Annotated in this window: 13 protein-coding genes; 9 read left to right on the plus strand and 4 right to left on the minus strand. The window is 71.6% G+C overall.

Annotated features, from left to right (window positions below; all coding sequences use genetic code 11):
- Positions 1 to 8 precede the first annotated feature (8 nt).
- Together AB0J74_RS12250 and AB0J74_RS12255 are read right to left on the minus strand one after the other, a co-directional pair.
- Entirely contained in the window at positions 9 to 3,557 is a 3,549-nt protein-coding gene (locus AB0J74_RS12250) for an endo-1,4-beta-xylanase (RefSeq protein ID WP_363447500.1), read from the minus strand.
- Positions 3,558 to 3,648: 91 nt separating this feature from the next.
- Complete coding sequence (locus AB0J74_RS12255; protein ID WP_363447502.1) at positions 3,649 to 4,752, minus strand: LacI family DNA-binding transcriptional regulator; 1,104 nt, start codon at positions 4,750 to 4,752, stop codon at positions 3,649 to 3,651.
- Between the two features lie 314 nt (positions 4,753 to 5,066).
- Between AB0J74_RS12255 and AB0J74_RS12260 the strand changes: the two genes are divergently transcribed.
- Both AB0J74_RS12260 and AB0J74_RS12265 read left to right on the plus strand, forming a co-directional pair.
- A complete protein-coding gene (locus AB0J74_RS12260; RefSeq protein ID WP_363447505.1) occupies positions 5,067 to 7,031 on the plus strand; it encodes a hypothetical protein in 1,965 nt (654 codons plus the stop codon).
- A complete protein-coding gene (locus AB0J74_RS12265) occupies positions 7,028 to 9,463 on the plus strand; it encodes a glycoside hydrolase family 2 protein (RefSeq protein ID WP_363447507.1) in 2,436 nt (811 codons plus the stop codon). Before AB0J74_RS12260 ends, AB0J74_RS12265 begins: the two co-directional genes overlap by 4 nt.
- On the opposite strand, the gene AB0J74_RS12270 is transcribed toward AB0J74_RS12265, so the two are convergent.
- Entirely contained in the window at positions 9,401 to 9,889 is a 489-nt protein-coding gene (locus AB0J74_RS12270) for an SRPBCC family protein (RefSeq protein ID WP_363447509.1), read from the minus strand. The two genes, AB0J74_RS12265 and AB0J74_RS12270, sit on opposite strands and share 63 nt — an antisense overlap.
- Positions 9,886 to 10,131, minus strand: coding sequence for a hypothetical protein (locus AB0J74_RS12275; protein ID WP_363447511.1), 246 nt, complete (start codon positions 10,129 to 10,131; stop codon positions 9,886 to 9,888). Before AB0J74_RS12275 ends, AB0J74_RS12270 begins: the two co-directional genes overlap by 4 nt.
- Before the next feature lie 50 nt (positions 10,132 to 10,181).
- Here AB0J74_RS12275 and AB0J74_RS12280 point away from each other — a divergent pair, with 50 nt between their 5' ends.
- The 7 genes from AB0J74_RS12280 to AB0J74_RS12310 all read left to right on the plus strand — a co-directional run bounded on the left by AB0J74_RS12280 (position 10,182) and on the right by AB0J74_RS12310 (position 15,298).
- Positions 10,182 to 10,631 carry a group II truncated hemoglobin gene (locus AB0J74_RS12280; RefSeq protein ID WP_363447513.1) on the plus strand — a complete coding sequence of 150 codons (450 nt, stop codon included), beginning with the start codon at positions 10,182 to 10,184 and terminating at the stop codon, positions 10,629 to 10,631.
- Between the two features lie 79 nt (positions 10,632 to 10,710).
- Positions 10,711 to 10,920: a hypothetical protein gene (locus AB0J74_RS12285; protein WP_363447515.1), complete on the plus strand. Its 210-nt coding sequence runs from the start codon at positions 10,711 to 10,713 to the stop codon at positions 10,918 to 10,920.
- Between the two features lie 78 nt (positions 10,921 to 10,998).
- A complete protein-coding gene (locus AB0J74_RS12290; protein WP_363447517.1) occupies positions 10,999 to 11,586 on the plus strand; it encodes a dihydrofolate reductase family protein in 588 nt (195 codons plus the stop codon).
- 4 nt (positions 11,587 to 11,590) lie between these two features.
- Positions 11,591 to 12,493 (plus strand): alkaline phosphatase family protein, encoded by a 903-nt coding sequence (locus AB0J74_RS12295; protein ID WP_363447519.1) that lies wholly within the window; start codon positions 11,591 to 11,593, stop codon positions 12,491 to 12,493.
- Between the two features lie 142 nt (positions 12,494 to 12,635).
- Positions 12,636 to 13,541: an RNA polymerase sigma-70 factor gene (locus tag AB0J74_RS12300; RefSeq protein WP_363447522.1), complete on the plus strand. Its 906-nt coding sequence runs from the start codon at positions 12,636 to 12,638 to the stop codon at positions 13,539 to 13,541.
- 67 nt (positions 13,542 to 13,608) lie between these two features.
- The gene (locus AB0J74_RS12305; RefSeq protein ID WP_363447524.1) at positions 13,609 to 14,949 is read left to right on the plus strand and encodes an FAD-dependent oxidoreductase; all 1,341 of its coding nucleotides are present in this window, start codon (positions 13,609 to 13,611) and stop codon (positions 14,947 to 14,949) included.
- Entirely contained in the window at positions 14,933 to 15,298 is a 366-nt protein-coding gene (locus tag AB0J74_RS12310) for a siderophore-interacting protein (RefSeq protein ID WP_363447526.1), read from the plus strand. Before AB0J74_RS12305 ends, AB0J74_RS12310 begins: the two co-directional genes overlap by 17 nt.
- Positions 15,299 to 15,313 lie beyond the last annotated feature (15 nt).

The raw sequence follows: 15,313 nt of genomic DNA on the forward strand, positions 1-15,313 counted from the left end.
GGACGAGGTCAGACACAAGGGGACGTGGTGGCGGTCGCGGTGGCGCTCTGCCCGCCGAGCTGCCACGTCACGGATGACGTGTCGGCGAACGGGATGGCCACCCGGCGCGGGCGTTGGAAGGGCAGGAACGCCACCGGTTGCCCGCGGTCGGCGGGGGTGGTGGCGAAGGTGTTACGGGCGCCGACCGGCACGGGCAACCCGAACGCGTTCGGGTTGTTGTAGCCGAGGTACGCCGTGTGCGTGCCGTTGTGGTTGTCGACCACGCAGACGTCCCGGGGCACGACCGGGGCGAAGGTGGTCCGATCGACGCCGGCCGGCTGCAGGGCGGCGTCGTCGACGAAGAGGTCGTCGGCCCCGCTGGTGGTGCTGATCCACCACTCGGCGCGGCTGAGCGTCTTGGTCCACGTCAGCGGGATGTCGTTGGCCGTGACCTGGGTCCATCCGGCCGCGGTGACCGGGCCGGAGGCCAGCGGCACCGAGGTGGTCGTGCCGTCGGAGAAATACAGCTTGGCCTTGATCAGGGCGGTCGTGTCCGGTGCACCGTCGGCGAGCCGGATCCACGCCGCCGTCTTGTAGCGGGCACCGTTGGTGAGCTGCACACCCTGCGCCGGCCCGGCCCACTCATAGGTGCGGTTGGTGGCCCGCAGCGCCTGCCGGCCGGTGTGCACCGGGGCGGTCACCGCGCTGGACGTGCACGGCGAGAAGCAGTACCAGCCGGGGCTCGCGTTCTCGACGTCACCGTTGCCCAGCAGGTCGACTCCCGCGGGCGGCGATGCGTGCACGTTGAACGCCATGTCGTCGACCAGCAGGTCGGGCGTGCCGGCCGTGGTGTCGATCCACCACTCGGCCCGGGAGAACGATCCGGTGAACGAGACCGGGACGTTGGTGCCCCGGATCTGCGTCCATCCGGAGTCGCTCACCGCCGCCGAGCCGAACGGGATCGTCACCTGGCCGGTCGAGGTCCACACCTTGAGCCGGATCTCCGCGGTCGCCGTGCCCGGTGTCGCCAGCCGGACCCAGGCCGACGCGTCGTAGCGGCCGTTCAGCCCGACCGTCACGCCCTGCGCCGGGCCGACCCAGTTGGCCGACCGCCCGGTCACCTTCAGCGCGGCCGAACCGCCGTGCACCGGGCTGCCGACGACGGCGAGTCCGCCGCACCCGCCCAGGCAGTACCAGCCGCTGGTGGTGCCGCCCTCGATGTCACCGTTGGCGAGCGTGTTCGTGTTGCCCGGCAGTTTCGGCGTGACGAACGGCGGTGCCACCGGTGGCGGCGGCGTGCCGACGGTCGGTGTCAGCGACACCTCGTCGAAGGTGCAGGTGCGTCCGCCGGGAACGGGGTTCTGCCAGAGGAACACCTCGGCCCAACCGGTCCCCGAAGGCGCCGTGAAGGCGGCAACCTGTTGGGTGTACGAAGACTCGTCGCGATAGTTCAGCGTGTGCTGGAAGCTGGTCGTGCCGGGTGCCGGCCCGCCGCGTACGCCGATGAAGCACTGGTTGTCGGGCCCGTCGGACCGGCCCCACCCCGCCAGCGTGTAGTTGGTGCCGCCGGTCAGGCCGAGCACCGGCTGGCGCAGGCCGCTGCCGCTGGTGGCGGTGGCCGCGGTGCGCACCGCGCCGGCGCCGCCGATCGGGTCGGTCACCGCGGTGGTCCCGGGAGCCAGCGGCGTCCAGCCGTTGGTGCCGTGTTCGAACCCGCCGGCCACGATCGTGTTGCCCAGGTCGGCCCGCACGGTCGTGCCGATCCCGTCAGCGACCACCTTCACCCTGGCGCCCGCGTTGGTCGGCATGTCCACCTCGACCTGCTTGGCCACGCCGTTGACGGTCACGGTCACCAGGTAGTGGCCCTGGAACCCGCGCACGCTGTAGCGGCCGTCGGCCGCGGTCCGGCCGGAAGCGTTCGTCCACCACTGCTTGAAGACCAGGTCGCGCAGCGCGAGCAGGTTGGGCTTCGGGGTCCAGTCCGGCCGGTAGAACGCGACCAGCGGGTTCCAGATGTTGGGTTCCCAGAAGCCGAAACTGCTCACGCCGGTGATCGACGGCTGGCTGAACGCCATCGTGAGGAAGTCGCGGGTGTAGTCGGCCTGCAACTGCTCGTCGTCGGTCGCCACGTCGAACTCGGTGATCTCCAGTGGCAGGCCGAGGCTGCTGTATCGGTCGAAGAGGGCGGGCAGGTCGGCCGGCGGGGTGAGTTGCAGCCCGCTGAAGTGGCCCTGGATGCCGAGCACGTCGACCGGGGCGCCCTGCGCGAGCAGGTCGGCCAGCAGGTCGTGGATGTATTTCTGCTTACGCAGGTTCCAGCCGTTGTCCTCGATCAGGTCGTACTCGTTGAGGTAGAGCAGCGCGTCCGGGTCGGCCTGCCGGGCCAGCTCGAACCAGCGGCCGATCTCGGCAGAGCCGAGGACGTCGGTGACGTTGTGCTCCGAGTAGGGCTCGTTGACCACGTCCCACTCGTCGGCGATGCCCCGCAGCGCGCTGACCTCGTCGGTGACGTGCCCGTCGATCCGGGCCCGCAGCGCGGCCGGGTCGCCGGCCAGGGTGCGCACGTCGGGCGGCATCAGCCCCCACGAACCCCAGACCAGGTTGTGCCCGTGCACGGTGTGGCCCTGCTCCTTGAGCCACTCCAGCGCGGGCAGCGTGTTGTTCGTCCGGGTGGCCTGGTCCTCCCAGTAGTTCCACTTCAGGTCGTTGCCGAGGGCGACGGAGTTGAAGTCCTTCGCCACCACGTCGCGATACTTCGCGCCGTCGGGCGAGTCGGAGACCAGCCACGGCGCCGACGCGGCGGTGCCGAAGTCGAAGTCGTGGTCCTGCATCGCCACCTTGACGTCGGCGCCCGGCACCGGGTGGCCGTTCGCGTCGACGACGTCGACCGTCAGGTCGCCCTTGCGATACTGGTCGATCCGGGCCGCGGCGGCGGTGCGCCACGCGGCGGTGCTCTCGCGGCCGGCGTACGTGACCGCGGGGTAACCGGCCGGGTCGCCCTGGCCGTAGTCGAGCACCGAGACGCCGGCGATCTGGAGCACCTGCGGCCCGTAGCCGAGCCAGAGCTGGAAGTGCGCGTCACCGGGCGCGTAATCCTCGGCGATCCGGAACGGGAACGTGAAGCGCTGCCACTGCGCGCCGAGCTTCAGCGGCGCGTTGGCCGATTTCGTGTAGCTGCCGCCGTCGCGCTCGAAGACGAACGTCGCCTGCCCGGAGTCGCTGCCGGCGACCGGCGTGACGCTGCGGACCCAGAAGCTGGCCAGTGCGGCGTCGTCCTTCTTGACCGCGCCGCCGATCTCGGCGCCCAGGGCGATCTCGTACTCGCCGTCGAGGCCGGAGCTGACCGGCGCCGCCGTGGTGGTGACCTGCAGCGCCTGGCTGAAGTCGGTGTGTGTCACCGGAACGATCTCGAACCGGGGCGCGGGGTCGCCCTTGACCTGGGTGAACGCGGCCAGCGGGTCGGCGGGCATGACCTCGACCGGCGCCGCGGCGCTGGCCGGGTCGGCGACCAGCACGAGGGCCGTGCTCAGCAGGATGGCGGCGATGACGGTGGTGCCGAGCTTTCTGTGCGGTCTCATGAGCGATGCCTTTCCGGTGGCGACGGTGGCAGCGCTTCACCAGGCCCTCTGTCCCTTGTCGACAGAGCAGCTGGTGAAGATGGGGGCTGTGCTAGGAGGTTCGGCTGACGTTGGGCCCGAGCCCGCTCCACGTGCGGGGCGCGGCGTCGGGACCGGCGGCCGGCGGGCGGGCCCGGCGGTAGGGCTTCTTCGCCGCGCGGGCCGTGCTCTCGCGGACGATCAGGCTGGTCGACATGCGGACGGGTCCGGCATCGCCGGTCGCGCCGTCGATGGTCTCCAGCAGCAGCCGTGCGGCGGCCTTACCCATCTCGGGAAAGGGTTGCCGCACCGTGGTCAACGGCGGATGGGTGTCCGCCGACGAGGCGATGTCGTCGAAGCCGACGACCGAGACGTCCTGCGGCACGCGCAGGCCGCAGTCGATCACCGCCTGCATGACCGCGTACGCGGTGTTGTCGTTCTGCGCGACGATCGCGGTGGGGCGGTCGCGCCGGGCGAGCAACTCGGTGACCCGCTCCCGGATCGTCGGTGGATGGAAGCTGCCGTCGACGGTCAGTTCCGGATCCGCCGCGATCCCGGCCTCGGCCAGGCCGTCGAGATAGCCGCGATAGCGCTCCTGGCAGCACTCGTAGGCCATCAGGCCCTGCACGCAGGCGATCCGGGCGTGCCCGAGGTCGACCAGGTGGCGCAGCGCGGAGCGGGTGCCCTCGTAGTTGTCGGCCTGCACGGACGGCAGCGCCGAGGGCGTCCCGAGCGTGTTGACCAGCACCACCGGCAGGCCGGCCCGGTGCAGCTTCTCCAGCGGGTCGAGCGGCTGGTCGTGTGTGACGACCAGCAGGCCGGCCGAGAGCCCGGACGCCCTGATCCGCTCCACGAGAGACGAGTAGTCCTTCTCGTTGGTGCTGGTGTAGAGGATGATCTCGTACGGCGACTGCTCTATCACCGACGCGACGCCCCAGTTGACGGCGGCGACCATGTGCCAGGTCAGGCCCGGCACGATCATCCCGATGAACGGGGTACGTCCCTTCGCCAACGCCGTCGCGGCGGTGCTCGGGGTGTAGTTGTGGTCGCGCATCACCTCGAGGACCCGGTCCCGGGTGGCCGGGTCGACCTTCGGGCTGTTGTTGAGCACGAGTGAGACCGTGCTCTTCGACAACCCGGCCAGCTGCGCGATGTCGCGAATCGTCAGCTTCGGCATGTGGGTCCTCCGTGGTGGCAGCGATGAACGGGTTCGCTCCATTGTGGTACGCGCCTCCGCGGCGGGAGACACCAAGTGATCGCATTTCGCCGGTCGCGTTGGAGCGGTCCAACGCCTGTGCCGGACGCTAGCAGTGGACCGGTCCAACCGCAATGCCTCCGCGAAACAATCCCGTAACCGGCCCGCTGCCGGACCGGCATTTGCGCGCCGAGACCTAGAGATGGCAGGCTCGAACTCCGAGTCGTTACGGGCCTCGCCGGTCCCCGTTGGTGCCTCGCTTCGGAGCTCATCCCTAGGACACCTGAGGAACCGGCATGCCCGCAGGCTATTCACTGCACGATTTCGCCTTCGACCTCCGCGCGCACATGGCGCCAACCAACGTCTGGGTCACCAGCGGCTGGAACTCGGTGCTCGCCACGGCCGGCACGGTCTGTGGGGTCGGCGGTTGGTTCGCGCCGCCGTACGCGGCACCCGACAGCACGCTCACCGTCACAGTGGACGTCGACGGCCGGCAGGTGAGCGACGGCGTCCGACCCGGTATCGCCGGCTTCGGCCTCGGCCTGCTCCCGGCCGGCGGCACCTGGCGACCTGACAGGGTGGACCGGCACGGCACCTTCCACCAATACGACGAGGGCCGGTTGGTGTCGCTCGGCGTGTCGAGCCGGCTCACTCCCCTGCACGGCACCGCCGGCTACGTCCTCAAGGTCGACGTGGAGAACCGCGCCTCGGATGCCGCGACCGTCACGCTTCGACCGACGTTGTCGAGCGAGGGCGCGGGACAGGTGCCGCTGGCCGAATGGGGCTGGATGCCGCCGTCGCCGACCGGCGACGAGCCGCTGACGCTGGCCCACGACGACCTGCGCCGGGTGGTGCCGGGCGGCGGCCGGGCCTCGTTCACCCTGACCGTGTCGGTCGGCGCGGCGCCGCCACCCGCGGCCGCCGCGCTCGCCGGCGAGCGGTGGGAACGGCGGCTGGCCACCGCGCTCGACGGGCTCCCCCGGCTGGAGACCGACATTCCCGGGCTCGCCGACTACTGGCACCGCAGCCTCGCCAGCGGCCTGGTCTGCCTGTGGGACAACCCGGCCTTCATCACCAACCCATTCGTGGCTACGTCCGGTGTGGACGGTGGAGCGCTGTGTGCCTACATGTGGGACACCGGCGGCTACGCGCCGCACGTGCTCACGCTGATGCTCGGCGACACCGCGACCGAACTGCTGGAAGCGATGCTGAAGGCCGACCTGACCCGGCACTACGCCATCGCGCCCGACGGCACCGGCCTCGGCGTGGCCTACGCCTACAGCGGCTGGTCGCTGGTCACCCTGGCGACGGCGGTGGCCGGCCAGCGGGGCCTGGCACCCGGCCTGGTCGAACGGCTGCACGACGCGGTGGCCACCCTGGACGCGCGGTTCCCGGCGGCCGGCGAGCTGCGCGACTACGGCACCCAGCACAACCTGCTGGAGATGCGCGGCGCCGGCTGGGAGCACGTGGTGGCCAGCCCGAACGCCGAGCGGGCGGCGTATCTTGACGCGCTCGCCACCCTCGCGGAGGCATCCGGGGCGGTGCTGCCGGTCGACGAGTTGCGGGCCACCGCCGCCCGGATCCGGACCGCGGTCGCCGAGCAGCTCTGGGACCCCGAGGCCAGGTGGTTCCGCAGCCGCTATCCGGACGGGCACACCGAGCTCGCGTACTCCGTGCAGGCCTTCGACGCCCTGCGCGCCGGCGCCTGCACCCCCGAAATGGCCACCGACCTGATCTCCCGGGTCCGGCCCGGCGCCTTCCTCGGCGCCTACGGCGTCAGCAGCGTCAGCGGCGAGGACGAGCGGCACTACGAGATCGGTGACACCGACTGGTCCGGGGCCGGGGCCTACACCGGCGAGGCGCCGCAACTCGCGCTGACCCTGTGGGAGCGCGGCGAGCCCGAGCTGGCCTGGACCGTGCTGTCCCGGCTGCTGTGGATGGGTGAGCACTACCCCTACTTCCCGCAGGAGCACTATTCCGACCGGCCGGCCGCACCCCCGGTCGGCCGCCGGGCCAACGTGATCGCCGGGCTGGCCGGCGCGGAGGCCATCCTGCTCGGGCTCGCCGGCGTGCGGCCGCAGCCCGACGGTAGCCTGGTCATCGCGCCACCGCCGGCGCCCGGCCGGGTCGCCCTGCGCGGGCTGCGATTCCGCGGCCGGACCGTCGACGTGGTGTGCGGGCCGGACGGTTTCAGCGTCGTCGTGGACGGTCAGCGGGTGCCGGCCGTCGACGGCGTGGTCACGGTGCGGAGCGCGGCATGAGGAACCTGCTCGACGGCGCGTGGACGCTGCAGGCCGGTGCCGGGCCCGTCCCCGCGGAACTCGCCGACGCCCTGCGCGCGGGCGTGCCCGCGACCGTGCCCGGTGTCGTGCACACCGATCTGCTGGCCGCCGGACTGATCCCGGACCCGTACGACGGCGCCAACGAGCCGGCGCTCGCCTGGATCGGCTGGACCGACTGGGAATACCGGCGGTCGTTCACGTTCGAGCCGACGGGGCAGGACCGGCACGACCTGGTGGCCGAGGGCCTCGACACGATCGCGACCATCTGGCTCAACGGAGTCGAGGTGGCGCGCACGGCCAACCACCACCGCGCCTACCGGTTCGACGTCGGCGGCGCGCTGCGGGCCGGCGAGAACGAGATCCGGATCGGGTTCGCGTCGGCCGCACGGGCGGCGCGCTCGGCATCGGCCGCCCTCGGGCCGCGGCCGCTGGTCGACCGGGCGCACCCGTTCAACGCGATCCGCAAGCCGGCCTACAGCTTCGGCTGGGACTGGGGCCCGGAGATCGTCACCGCCGGGATCTGGCGGTCGATCGCGGTCGAGAGTTGGTCGGTCGCGCGCATCGCCGGGCTGCGACCGCTGACGTCCTACGCGGAGGCCACCGGTTGTGCGCTCGACCTGCACGTGGAGGTCGAGACGGCCGGCGCCACCGGCCTGTCGGTCCGGCTCGCCGTCGGTGGCGCGGGCGGCACGGCGCCCGTGTCGGACGACCGCGCCCACGTGGCGCTGACCGTGCCCGACGCCGCGCCGTGGTGGCCACGCGGCCATGGCGACCAGCCGCTCTACGATCTCGACGTCGACCTTCTGTCGGCGGACGGGATGGTGCTGGACCGGCAGCGGACCCGGGTCGGCTTCCGCAGCGTCACGCTCGACACGATGCCGGACGAGGTCGGCAACCCGTTCCGCTTGGCGGTCAACGGGACCGACGTCTACGTACGCGGCGTGAACTGGATCCCGAACAGCTCCTTCCTACCCAGCATCACGGCCGCCGACCTCGACCGGGCGCTGGACGACGCGGCCGAGGCCAACGTCAACCTGGTGCGGGTCTGGGGCGGCGGCGTCTACGAGTCGGAGGACTTCTACGCCGCCTGCGACCGGAAGGGCCTGCTCGTCTGGCAGGACTTCCTGCTCGCGTGCGCCGCCTATGCGGAGGAGGAACCGCTCGCCGGCGAGTTCGAGGCCGAGGCCCGCGAGGCGGTGACCCGGCTGGCCGGGCACGCCAGCCTGGCCCTGTTCAACGGCGGCAACGAGAACCTCTGGGGGTACGCGTCCTGGGGCTGGCGGGCCCGGTTGCGCGGCGCGACCTGGGGCGACGGCTACTACACCGAGCTGTTCCCGCGGATCGTCGCCGAACTCGCGCCCGGCACGCCCTACTCACCGGGCAGCCCGTCGTCGATCGATCCCTACCTGCATCCCAACGACGAGTCCAACGGGACGATGCACATCTGGGATGTCTGGAACACCGAGGACTACACGGCGTACGCCAGGCACCGCCCGAGGTTCGTCGCCGAGTTCGGCTTCCAGGGCCCGCCGGCCATCTCCACCCTGCGCGCGGCGGTGCACGACTCCCCCGCCTCGCCGCACGGGCCGCACATGCTGGTCCACCAGAAGGCCGTCGACGGCAACGGCAAGCTCGAACGCGGGCTCGGCGACCACCTGCTGGTCCCGGCGGAGTTCGTCGACTGGCACTGGGCCACGCAGCTCAACCAGGCCCGCGCGATCCGCTTCGGCATCAGCCACTTCCGGTCGCTGTTCCCGCTCAACACCGGCGCCGTGCTGTGGCAGCTCAACGACTGCTGGCCGGTCGTGTCGTGGTCGGCCGTCGACTCGCGCGGCATCCGCAAACCGTTGTGGCACGCGCTGCGCGAGGTGTTCGCCGACCGCCTCGCATCCCTTCGCCCGTCGTCGCTGACCGTCCACAATGACCATGCCGAGCACTGGCGGACGACGGCGCACGCGGTCCGGATGTCGCTCGACGGCAGGACGCTCGCGTCGTGCACCGCAAAGTTGAGCGTCGCACCGCGCGCGGCGGCGACCGTGCCGCTGGCCGCGGAGGTGTTCGCGCCCGCGGACCCGGCCGGCGAGTTCGTGGTCGTCACGCTGGACACGGGCGAACGCGCCCTCTGGTATTTCGTCGAGGACCCGGCGCTCGACCTGGCGGTCGACGCGGTCGAGGCGTCGGTGCGACCGACCGGCGACGGCTACGACGTGCTGGTGCGGGCCCACTCGCTGGTGAAGGACCTGACGGTGCTGGTCGACCACCTGCATCCGGACGCCCGCGTCGACACCGGAATGCTGACCCTGCTGCCCGGCGAGGAGGCCACGCTCCATGTCAGCGCCCCGGCGCCGTTAGACACCGCGGCGCTGGTCACCCACCCGGTGCTGCGCACCGCCAACGACCTGGTGGCCTGACGCACGGCCGATGGCCTGCCGCCACGACTCCAGGAAGGCGGGAAACCCTTCGATGAAATGGTGCAGGTCGTGCGCCGCGTCGTCGGTGAGCGCGGTGAGGTCGTAGGTCACCGTCACCGCGCTGTGCCCGGCATCGTCTTGCAGCACGACCGTCACCGTGCCGGCCGTGCTGCCCGGGAGCACGCGGGCGTAACGGATCGATCGGCCCTGCTCCCGGTCGACGACCACCCAGATCGCGGTCTGCCGGTGCGCGTCGGTGACGAAGACGGTGCCGGGCGCGGAGTCGTCGGTCGTGGCGGCCGTGAACCGCGGGTCCCATCCCGGCGCCCAGTCCCGCTCGCCGATCGGCGTGAACAACCGGAACGCCTCGTGCGGCGGGAGCGCGAGGGTGAAGGTGCCGCTCGCGGTCTGGCGGTGGGCGGTCACTGTCGCTCCTCGAGTCTGTGCGCGTCGGCCGCCGTCAGGCTCAGCCCGTACACCTGCTTGAGTTGGTCGATCTTGGTCAGGGTTTCCGGGGTGAAGGGCAGCTTGCCCTCGAAGGCGTGCAGCGCCATGCCTTCGACCAGGTCCCCGAGGGACAGATCGAGGTATTCGGCCAGCGCCTTGAGCACCTTGAGCGTGTTGCGCTCGATCCGCAGCCCGGTCTGCGTCCGCTCGATGTTCGGCATGTTACCAAGGTACCACGGTACCAGAGCAGGTCCGGTAGGGTGCCAAGGCGATGACAACTCTGTTCGAGTTCGCCGGCGGCGACGAGGCGCTGCACCGCCTCGAAGAGCTGTTCTACGCCAAGGCGCTGGCCGATCCCGTCCTGCGCGACGTGTTCCCCGTCCGGCAACCCGGCCACGTCGAGCACCTGACCTGGTTCACCGCCGAGTCGTTCGGCGGCCCGGCCCGGTTCACCGCCGAGCTCGGCTTCCCCTACATCATCGACGTCCACCGGCATCTGAAGATCACCGACGAGCAGCGCGAGCGGTTCGTCGCGGTCTACCTCGAGGCCATCGACGAGGCCGGCCTCCCCGACGATCCCGACTTCCGCGCGGCGGTCCGCGAGCACGTCGAGTTCGGCGCGCAGGTCGCACAGCAGAACTCGCGGGCCGAGACCGACGCCGACCTGCACCCCATCCGCGCCGTCCCGGCCTGGACCTGGAAGCACCAGGACGAACCCTGACCGGCGGCCGACGGGTTGGGCATGTTGCACGGTGGTGTCAGGCTGGAGTGGCCGACCGTGTCCACCTGGGGAGTCCGGCATGAGCGTGTTGCGCGGTGTCTACCGCTTCTTCCACGACTTCGTCATCGGCGACGACTGGAAGATCGCCGTCGCCGCGCTGCTCTCGCTCGCGGTCGGCTTCGCGCTGATCGGCACCAACCTGTTCATCGGCCTGACCGTGCCGCTGACCGCCGCGGTGGTCGCGGTGTTCTTCACGCTCGCGCTGGCGATCGACGTCCGCCGGCAATAGCGCGGCTGTCGAATCGCGCCCCGGTCGTTCGTGTAGGTGGCAGGAACCCACCACGACACGACGACGAGGAGACGCGCCATGGGCAAGGTCATCGCGATCGAACACCTGACCCTGGACGGGGTGATGCAGGGTCCGGGCAGTGCCGACGAGGACACCCGCGACGGTTTCCGGCACGGCGGCTGGGCGGCCCCCCGCCAGGACCCGGCGATGCAACGGGCGATGGGCAGGCACATGGCCGGCCCGTGGTCACTGCTGGCCGGGCGTACGACATATGTGCAGTTCGCGGACTTCTGGCCCCGGCAGGCGCCCAACCCGTTCACCGAGGCGCTCACCCGGGCCACCAAGTACGTCGCGTCGACGACCCTGGGCGAGCCGCTCCCGTGGGAGAACTCCGTCCTGCTCAAGGGCGACACCGCGACCGCGGTCGCCCGGCTGAAGGAAGAGCGCGCCGAGAACCTGATCGTGTTCGGCAGCGGGGTGCTGGTCCGGTCGCTGCTGGCGCGGGGCCTGGTCGACGGCCTGCTCCTGCTGATCCACCCGGTGGTGCTGGGCACCGGCCGTACGCTGTTCACCGATGCGGACGCGCCGCTGCCCGAGTTCGCGCTCGCGGACTGCACGACGACCGGCACCGGCGTGATCATCGGGGACTACACCGCGAACGGCTGAGTGGATGAGCGGACGACTGACGGCGATCGTCGCGGCGATCATCGCGGTGCTCGCCATGGCCGGCTGCGCCCACCGCCCGCAGGCGCCGACCGCCGACGCCAAGGTGCTGGTGATCGCCGAGGAGAACAAGACCTACGACCGGGTGATCGGCGATCCGGACGCGCCCTACATCAGCATGCTCGCCCAGCGGTTCGGCTCGGCCGCCAGCATGGATGCCGGTTACCCGCCGGACTGCCCGTCGCTGGCCGCCTACCTGCTGATGACCAGCGGCAGCACGCACGACGTCTGCGACGACGCCGACTCCGCCGCCCACCGGATCGACTCCGACAACGTCTTCACGCAGGTCGCGCGGGCCGGGCGGGAGTGGCGCGACTATGCCGACTCCGCGCCCGGCACCTGCGCGTCCACCAACTCGGCCGACGGCCGCTACCTGGTGCGCCACACGCCCGCCGCCTACTACACCCGGGAGGCGGCCAACTGCCGGCGCTGGCACGTGCCGCTCGGCGACCTCGACCGCGGCGCGCTGCACGACGACCTCACGAGCGGCAACCTTCCGGCGTATGCCTTCGTCTCGCCCGACGCCTGTCACGACATGCACGGCGCGCCATCCTGCCCCGACCGGCTGGTCGCGTCCGGCGACGAGTGGCTGCGCCAGTGGCTGCCGCGGATCCTGGCCGGGCCCGACTACACGGCCGGGCGGCTGGTCGTCATCGTCACCTGGGACGAGGGATCCGTGACCGACAACCACATCCCCACCGTCGTCATCTCCCCGAGGACGGCGGGCGTGCACGCCACGGTCCCCTTCACGCTGTGCTCGATCCTGCGGACGACCGAGGAGATCCTCCGCCTCCCGCTACTCGGCTGCGCCGCCACCGCGACCTCGATGCGCGGCCCGTTCGCGCTCTAGCCGGGCGCGAACGCGTGGACCAGGGCGGCCACCTTCCCGGCGCCGGCGCCGGTCTGTGCCGGAGGCCGGTTGGTAATTGCCGCCGGTTCGGCCGAGGATGGTCACGGGAACGGCCGCGGGGAGATCCGGACGGGGGCGTGTGATGACCGATTCCCGGGTGAACGTCGAGCCCGGTGGGGCCGATGATCTCGACGAGGCTGCCGCCATCTTCACGAGCGTCCGGCCCCGGCTCTTCGGGATCGCCTACCGGATGCTGAGCAGCGCGACCGAGGCCGAAGACCTGGTGCAGGACGTGTGGGTGCGCTGGCAGACGACCGACCGCGGCGCCGTGGTCAACCCGGCCGCGTTCCTGGCCACCACGACGACCCGGCTGGCGATCAACTCGCTGCAGTCGGCGCGGGCGCGGCGGGAGACCTACGTCGGGCCGTGGCTGCCCGAGCCCGTCGACACGAGCGCCGACCCCTACCTGGGTGCGGAGCGCGGCGAGGCACTCGAGTTCGCGGCCCTGCTGCTGATGGAGAAGCTGACACCCAACGAGCGTGCGGCGTACGTCCTGCGCGAGGCCTTCGACTACCCGTATGCGCAGATCGCCGACATCCTCCAGTCGACCGAGCCCGCCGTGCGCCAACTCGTCAGCCGTGCCCGCAGGTCGGTGACCAGCGACAAGCGCACGCCCGCGAGCACCGCCGCGCAGCGCGAGTTGCTGACCGCGTTCATCACCGCCGCCCGCTCCGGCGACATGGCGGCCCTGGAACGGCTCTTCGCGCCCGACGTGTCCAGCGTCTCCGACGGCAACGGCGCGGCGCGGATCGCCCGCCGCCCGGTGACCGGCGCCCAGCGGGTCGCCCAATACCTCGGCGCCATCACCTGGTACTGGGACGGCCTCGAGGTCGAGTGGGCCGACACCAACGGGCAGGCCTCAGCCCTGCTCCGGCGCGACGGGAAGCTGGAAGGGGTGCTCACCATCACCACCTCGGCCGATGGCATCGATAGGGTGCTGTGGATGATGAACCCCGACAAGATCGCGATGCGGGCGGCCCCGGCCTGAGTCGCTGACGTCACAGAACAGGGTGCTATCCGGTCTTAGCTGGCGACTGCGAGAAAAGGAGGACCACGTGCGGACGATTCTGGTGGTCGGCGGCGGCTATGCCGGTTTCTACACGGCCTGGAAGCTGGAGAAGAAGCTCCGCCGCGACGAGGCGCGGGTCGTCGTGGTCGATCCGCGGCCCTACATGACCTATCAACCATTTCTGCCGGAGGTGCTGGCCGGCTCGGTGGAGGCCCGGCACGCCGCGGTGTCGCAACGGCGCCACCTGCGTAAGACCACCCTCATCTCCGGCTCCGTGGTCAACGTCGACCACGCGCACAAGACGGCGACGATCCAGCCCGCCGACGGCCCGGAGTTCGCCCTCGCCTACGACATCATCGCCGTCACCGCCGGCGCGGTGACCCGGCAGCTCGGCGTGCCCGGCATCGCCGAGACGGCCATCGGGATGAAGCACGTCGAGGAGGCGGTCGCGATCCGCGACCGGATGCTGACCAACTTCGACCGGGCCTCGACGCTGCCGCCCGGGCCGCAGCGCCGCAAGCTGCTCACCGTGACCTTCGTGGGCGGCGGGTTCTCCGGTGTCGAGGGCTTCGGCGAGCTGCTGTCGCTGGCGACGGCGCTGACCAAGCTCTATCCCGAGCTGTCCGGCGACGACGTGCACTTCCACCTGGTGGAGGCCCGCGACCGGATCCTGCCCGAGGTGACCGACAAGCCCGGGGAGTGGGTGGTGCGGTCGCTGGAGAAGCGCGGCGCGCACGTCCACCTCAACGCCCAACTCGTCTCCGCCCGCGACGGCCACGTGGTGCTCTCCGACGGCGAGGAGTTCGACTCCGACCTGATCGTGTGGACGGTCGGCAACGCCGTCAACCCGATGGTGCGCAACCACACCGACCTGCCCATCGACGCCCGGGGAATGCTCGTCGTGCGGGCCGACCTGCGGGTCGGCACCGACGAGGAGCCGGTGCCGGACGCCTGGGGCGCCGGCGACGACGCGGCGGTCCCCGACCTGGCCGCCGGCCGGCCGGGCGTCGCGACGGTGCCCAACGCCCAGCACGCCGTGCGGCAGGGCAAGTTGCTGGCCAGGAACATCGTGGCCAGCCTGCGTGGCCGGGAGCCGAAGCAGTATCTGCACCACAGCCTGGGCACGGTCGCCACGCTCGGTCTGGGCCGCGGCATCTTCCAATACAAGGGCATCGTCATCAAGGGCCTGCCGGCGTGGCTGATGCACCGGGGATACCACGTCCTGGCCGTGCCGAGCTGGGAGCGCAAGGCCCGTGTGCTGGCCGTCTGGCTGACCGCGGCGGTGTTCGGCCGCGACATCGTCTCGCTCGCGTCGGTGCAGGACCCCCGCCGGGCGTTCGTCACCGGCGGCGAGCCGGCGGCCGTCGAGCATGCCCGATCGGCATGACAGTGCCGTGCGCGGCCTCGCCGAGGCCTGCCGGATAGGCGACGTCGCGGCGCTCCGGACCGCATTGCACGCCGACGCCGTGGCCGTGTGTGACGGCGGCGGGTCGGTGCCGGCCGTCCTCGGTGCGATCCATGGCGCGGCCGACGTCGCCGACCTCGTCGCCGGCGTGCTGTGCGGGCAACCCGGCACCGAGTTGACCGTCGAGGCGGTCAACGGCCGGGCCGGTCTGGCGCTGCGCCGCGGCGGCCGGGCGATCGCCGTCATCGCCGTGCGGGCGGCCGGTGCGCGGGTCGCCACCGTCTGGATCGTGCTGAACCCGGCCAAGCTGACCGGTTGGCATCGCCGCTGACAGCCTTGTATCAGC

It is taken from the genome of Asanoa sp. NPDC049573 (assembly GCF_040676615.1).
GTDB lineage: Bacteria > Actinomycetota > Actinomycetes > Mycobacteriales > Micromonosporaceae > Asanoa.

Coding starts and splice junctions, on each gene's coding strand:
- AB0J74_RS12250 (WP_363447500.1), bottom strand. CDS start 3,557: ATGAGACCGCACAGAAAGCTCGGCACCACCGTCATCGCCGCCATCCTG.
- AB0J74_RS12255 (WP_363447502.1), bottom strand. CDS start 4,752: ATGCCGAAGCTGACGATTCGCGACATCGCGCAGCTGGCCGGGTTGTCG.
- AB0J74_RS12260 (WP_363447505.1), top strand. CDS start 5,067: ATGCCCGCAGGCTATTCACTGCACGATTTCGCCTTCGACCTCCGCGCG.
- AB0J74_RS12265 (WP_363447507.1), top strand. CDS start 7,028: ATGAGGAACCTGCTCGACGGCGCGTGGACGCTGCAGGCCGGTGCCGGG.
- AB0J74_RS12275 (WP_363447511.1), bottom strand. CDS start 10,131: ATGCCGAACATCGAGCGGACGCAGACCGGGCTGCGGATCGAGCGCAAC.
- AB0J74_RS12280 (WP_363447513.1), top strand. CDS start 10,182: ATGACAACTCTGTTCGAGTTCGCCGGCGGCGACGAGGCGCTGCACCGC.
- AB0J74_RS12285 (WP_363447515.1), top strand. CDS start 10,711: ATGAGCGTGTTGCGCGGTGTCTACCGCTTCTTCCACGACTTCGTCATC.
- AB0J74_RS12290 (WP_363447517.1), top strand. CDS start 10,999: ATGGGCAAGGTCATCGCGATCGAACACCTGACCCTGGACGGGGTGATG.
- AB0J74_RS12295 (WP_363447519.1), top strand. CDS start 11,591: ATGAGCGGACGACTGACGGCGATCGTCGCGGCGATCATCGCGGTGCTC.
- AB0J74_RS12300 (WP_363447522.1), top strand. CDS start 12,636: ATGACCGATTCCCGGGTGAACGTCGAGCCCGGTGGGGCCGATGATCTC.
- AB0J74_RS12310 (WP_363447526.1), top strand. CDS start 14,933: ATGCCCGATCGGCATGACAGTGCCGTGCGCGGCCTCGCCGAGGCCTGC.